Genomic DNA, 4,561 nt, shown 5'->3' on the forward strand with positions numbered 1-4,561 from the left:
CCCTCCCATTTCTCGTCCCAGTTCGTATGCCGCGGCGGTGCTGGGAGCGAGAAGCGACGCGCGCTGGGACGTGGTCTGGCTGCACTCAACCCCGCCCGGGGACTCATCCCGGCGCCCTTGGGCGGAACTCCCGCATTCCGTCAGTTGGCGGGGAAGTGGCTACTGCCCCCTGCACCACCGATTGTTGACAGGTATGGGTTCGTCGAGTTCTCCCCGTTGATTCGACGGGTACGCCGTCGAACCGTTGGAGGTCCGGGATAGGTTCGGTGCATGGCGAAATACCCCCGCGTTCGAGAACAGAACATCGCAGTCTTCGGTGAAGCCGGATCGGGCAAGACGGTGTTGGTCTCCTCGTTCTACGGCCCAACGCAGGAAGGGTCCTACGTCAACGACCTGTGGGACCTGGTCGCTCGTCAGACCGGCCAGGGACATCGGCTCTACCAGAACTACCTCGGCATGCGCGACAGCGCGACCGTCCCGATTCAGACGCGGTTCGCCAACACCACCTACGAGTTCTCCGTCAAGCTCAAGGCCGGCGATGAACCCGAAGGCAAGAAGCGACCGTTCGATGAGTTGCGCCTCGCCTGGCACGACTACCCCGGCGAGTGGTTCACGGACGACCCGAGCAGCCCCGAAGAGCGAAACCGACGTTCCGACACGTTCCTCTCACTGCTCCGCTCTGACGTCGCGCTCCTCCTTGTCGACGGTCAGAAGTTGCTCGACTACGCGGACGAAGAGGAGCGCTACCTGAAGTCACTCCTGGGCAACTTCCGTCAGAACCTCATGCGACTCAAGGACGACCTCCTCGCGGAGAACGGGCCATTGGTCGAGTTCCCAAGAATCTGGATTCTGGCTCTGTCCAAGGCGGACTTGTTCCCCGACTGGGACGTCAGCACCTTCCGCGACCTCGTCATACTGAAGGCCTCCGAGGACATCGAACGGCTCCGCAGTGCTGTCGCCGAGCTCATCGAGACTCCGGAGGCACTCTCGATCGGGGAGGACTTCATCCTCCTGTCGTCCGCGAAGTTCCAGCTCAAGCCAGGTGACCCGCAGCCAGTTGACATCGACGTCAAGCAGCGCATCGGGCTCGACCTGATCCTCCCCATCGCGTCACTCCTGCCACTGGAGCGCCGGGTCCTGTGGGAGCAGCGGATGACGATTCCGCGGAAGGTCGTGGACTCGCTCGCCGACGGCGCCGAGGTGATCGCCGCCGCGCTGACCGGGGCGAAGTACGTGAAACTTGACGAGCTCATCAAGAAGTTCGCCAAGACCGACAAACGAGCCGACTTCGTTGCCAAGGTGCTGCCGAAGCTCGCCGCCGCCGTGGCCGTGGCTGGACCCACACTCAAGAAGATGAACGAGGACGCCCGCGCCCACAACGACCACCTGCGAGCGATGCTGACCCAGTTCAAGCTCGACCTCGACCAAGGCGTTCGCGACAAGGTGCTCCGGACACAGAAGTGAGTCCCCACCCAAAGCGCCCGACTCAGTTGATCTGGGCTACGCGCGGGCACACGTGGGGCTTTCGGTTCCTGCTCGACGCCGGCCGGGAGGATCCCTTACCGGACTACGAGCGAGCCTTCGCCGGAGCCCTCGACCACCCTGCTGTTTGGCACCAGATGGGCAAGGTCGTCGCTGTCCGGTTCCCGGATCCACAAGGACGCCGCGACGCCTCGGGCCGCGTCATCCCCCACGAGTTCGTCGCCTTCGGCGATCTCGCCGCGAAGATCACGTCCGTCGATGACGGGACCACGCAGCTCTGGCCCCTCGTCGAGCACGCCTACGCCCGCGTCTGGAACGCCGATGTTGCACCAGCCGAGGATGATCTCCGCTTCGACTGTTAGCCATGTGCAGCCTGCGCACCCAAGGGATCACCCCAGGCACGCCCGCAACCGTGAGTGTGGTCGACGGGCGGCGGTTGGACGCACCTATTCCGGCTCTTCGCCGTTGAGTGTGGGGTGAGGTCGGCGCGCCGGTGGGCGGACTGACCGGCTGGGGGGTCGAGGTCCCCGAGGATCAGAGGACTTCTACCTCTTCTGACATCGAGGACCTCGACGATGAGCGAGCCTACGTTGTGCTGCCCGGTGGGCGGCTACTGCGACCGTTGTGACCTGCTGGTCGGCCTGGACGGCCTCCGCGTGACCAGCGTGGCCAGGGACGATGGTGACGCTCTCACGGTGACGGTGGAGTCAGAGTCGTCGGTGACGGGGTGCTGGTCGTGCGGGGTGGTCGCGCACGCGCACGGCCGGGTCGAGGTTCGCCTGGTCGACGCGCCGGCGTTCGGTCGCCCGGTGCGGATCGTGTGGCGCAAACGGCGTTGGGTGTGCCCCGAGGCGGGGTGCCCGGTCGGGTCGTTCCTGGAGCAGGACGAGAGCATCACGGCGCCCAGGTCGAAGTTGACCGCGCGGGCGGCGCGCTGGGCGGTCGAGCAGATCCGCCGCGAACACGCCTCGGTCAACGGGATCCGCCGCCAGCTCGGCTGCGGCTGGCGGACGGTGTGGGAGACGATCAAGCCGATCCTGCAGGCCGCAGCGGACGACCCGGCCCGGTTCGAGGGCGTCACCCGGCTCGGCGTCGACGAGCACATCTGGCATCACGTCTCGACCAAGCCCAGCGAGGACGGCGGCCGCGGCCCGAAGGAGCTGACCGGGATGGTCGACCTCACGCTGCACCCCAACGAGACAGGCGAACTCGTCGTCCGGGCGCGGCTGCTCGACCTCGTCCCGGGCCGCTCCGGCGACACCTACAAGACCTGGCTGACCGACCGCGGCGAGGCCTTCCGGGCCCGCGTGGAGGTCGCCACGTTGGACCCGTTCCACGGGTACAAGAACGCGATCGATGACCAGCTCGAGGATGCCCGCTCGGTCCTGGACGCCTTCCACGTCGTCCGACTCGGCACGAAGATGGTCGACGACGTCCGGCGCCGGGTGCAGCAGGAGATCCACGGCCACCGCGGCCGCAAGAACGACCCGCTGTACCGGGTCCGGAACATCCTGCGCGCCGGCGCCGAGAACCTCACCGACCGGCAACGCGCCCGGCTCGCCGACGCCTGGGCCGCCGACGACCGGCACGTCGAGGTCGAGGTCGCCTACCTGTGCAGCCAGCAGGTCCGGTCGGTGTATCACCAGCCCACCCACGCCGAGGGCCGCGCCGTCGCCGAGAAGATCCTCGACTCGTTCACCTCGTGCCCGATCCCCGAAGTGAAGCGACTCGGCAAGACCCTGACCCAGTGGCGGACCGAGTTCCTCGGCTACTTCGACACCGACGGCGCCAACAACGGCGGCACCGAAGCCGTCAACGGACTCATCGAACTCCACCGACGCATCGCCCGCGGCTTCCGTAACCTCGAGAACTACCGCCTCCGGATGCTCCTCATCGGCGGCGGCCTCAACCTATGACCCCACACTCAACGGCGAAGAGCCCCTAATGCCCCGGACCTCTCGCTGCCGCCCAGGGCTGCGTGACGGCTTCGCCGGGGGCCCAGCTACAACGCGTTTGGAATGATTAACGCCAAGAATGCGCCAACGCCACAGCAACATGCGTGCGGCCCATCGCGCGTCGCCTGCGCTAAGACTGACCCTAGCCGCCTCCCCGAACTCTTGAAACATTGGAGAATAGGAGATTTTCTGAGCCGTCCTCCGACTCTCGAACAACGACGTCTCCGGTTCGATACCTGATGAGCGGCTGATGCTGGACAAATGGGAACAACTCTGTCAATACAAGTTCCCCCGCTTCACCTTGGCCAACACTTCGTCCATCCGGCCCCACGACTTCGCCGATCACAAACGGGTCAAGTCGGTAGGGCTGGCTTGGGGATCCGCGTTGCGCCCCGCCAAATACCTCGGATAGCGAGTATTTTTGCGTCACTGCCGCCCTAGGAAAAGCCTCATGTATGGCAGTCCAGTCCGCCGCTCGTAAATCACCAGCCACATACACATCGGCAATCTTAAGATCTTCGGATATTCCGAACTCCATAACAGACTCTGCCAATCTCGTGACGTCGTCCGCCTGGCCGGACAACGAGGTTGGGAAGATAACATTCCCTCCGATATTGTGCCCAGTTCGCAGCAGCTCAACACATTGGTCACGTCCATTCTTTGTCCAAGAACTGCCAGGAATGACGAGCCCCCGCGTTGGGATCTGCATTTCCATACCGTGCTGGCCATATCGCAATGCTATAGCAATAGTTAAGGCGCTCGGCACCCCGTACGCGAATAGGAGCGCGATAAGACGCTGTTCTTCTTTGGTCCTGTACCTCCAGACTAAGTCCCTACCTGAGGACCCACTGGAATGGGAGATAAGCAATCCTTCGGGATGTGGCTCACTGTTCATGTAGTTCCGAGAGTATTCCGAGCGACTGAGCAGGGGAAGTCTTTCCAAGTCTTCAGGGTGCGAAAATTCATCGGGGCTCAAACTGCCCCAGAATTCTCGATAGAATTGCTTCTTCACCGCGTTCCTAAGGGTGGCGGAGAGCAGTCTCGGCCCAAGGGGCCCCGTTCTCAAGTTCATCGCAACCAACGCTCGCGCTTGCACAGCGTCACCCGCCTGCAACGCCTCCGCC

General features: G+C 64.2%; 3 protein-coding genes. All 3 read left to right on the forward strand.

What is annotated here, in order from left to right; genetic code table 11:
- The first annotated feature begins 270 nt into the window (after nucleotides 1–270).
- The 3 genes from BN10_RS14465 to BN10_RS14475 all read left to right on the forward strand — a co-directional run bounded on the left by BN10_RS14465 (nucleotide 271) and on the right by BN10_RS14475 (nucleotide 3,398).
- Nucleotides 271–1,464, forward strand: coding sequence for a TRAFAC clade GTPase domain-containing protein (locus tag BN10_RS14465; protein ID WP_010851992.1), 1,194 nt, complete (start codon nucleotides 271–273; stop codon nucleotides 1,462–1,464).
- Nucleotides 1,461–1,844 carry a hypothetical protein gene (locus tag BN10_RS14470; protein ID WP_010851993.1) on the forward strand — a complete coding sequence of 128 codons (384 nt, stop codon included), beginning with the start codon at nucleotides 1,461–1,463 and terminating at the stop codon, nucleotides 1,842–1,844. Before BN10_RS14465 ends, BN10_RS14470 begins: the two co-directional genes overlap by 4 nt.
- Nucleotides 1,845–2,057: 213 nt before the next feature.
- Complete coding sequence (locus tag BN10_RS14475; protein WP_010851994.1) at nucleotides 2,058–3,398, forward strand: ISL3 family transposase; 1,341 nt, start codon at nucleotides 2,058–2,060, stop codon at nucleotides 3,396–3,398.
- Nucleotides 3,399–4,561: the final 1,163 nt, after the last annotated feature.

The organism is Phycicoccus elongatus Lp2 (assembly GCF_000367525.1).
GTDB classification, from domain to species: Bacteria; Actinomycetota; Actinomycetes; order Actinomycetales; family Dermatophilaceae; genus Phycicoccus_A; species Phycicoccus_A elongatus.

What these genes read in the sequence shown, in the direction of transcription:
- BN10_RS14465 (WP_010851992.1), top strand. Translation starts at nt 271, where the DNA reads ATGGCGAAATACCCCCGCGTTCGAGAACAGAACATCGCAGTCTTCGGT.
- BN10_RS14475 (WP_010851994.1), top strand. Translation starts at nt 2,058, where the DNA reads ATGAGCGAGCCTACGTTGTGCTGCCCGGTGGGCGGCTACTGCGACCGT.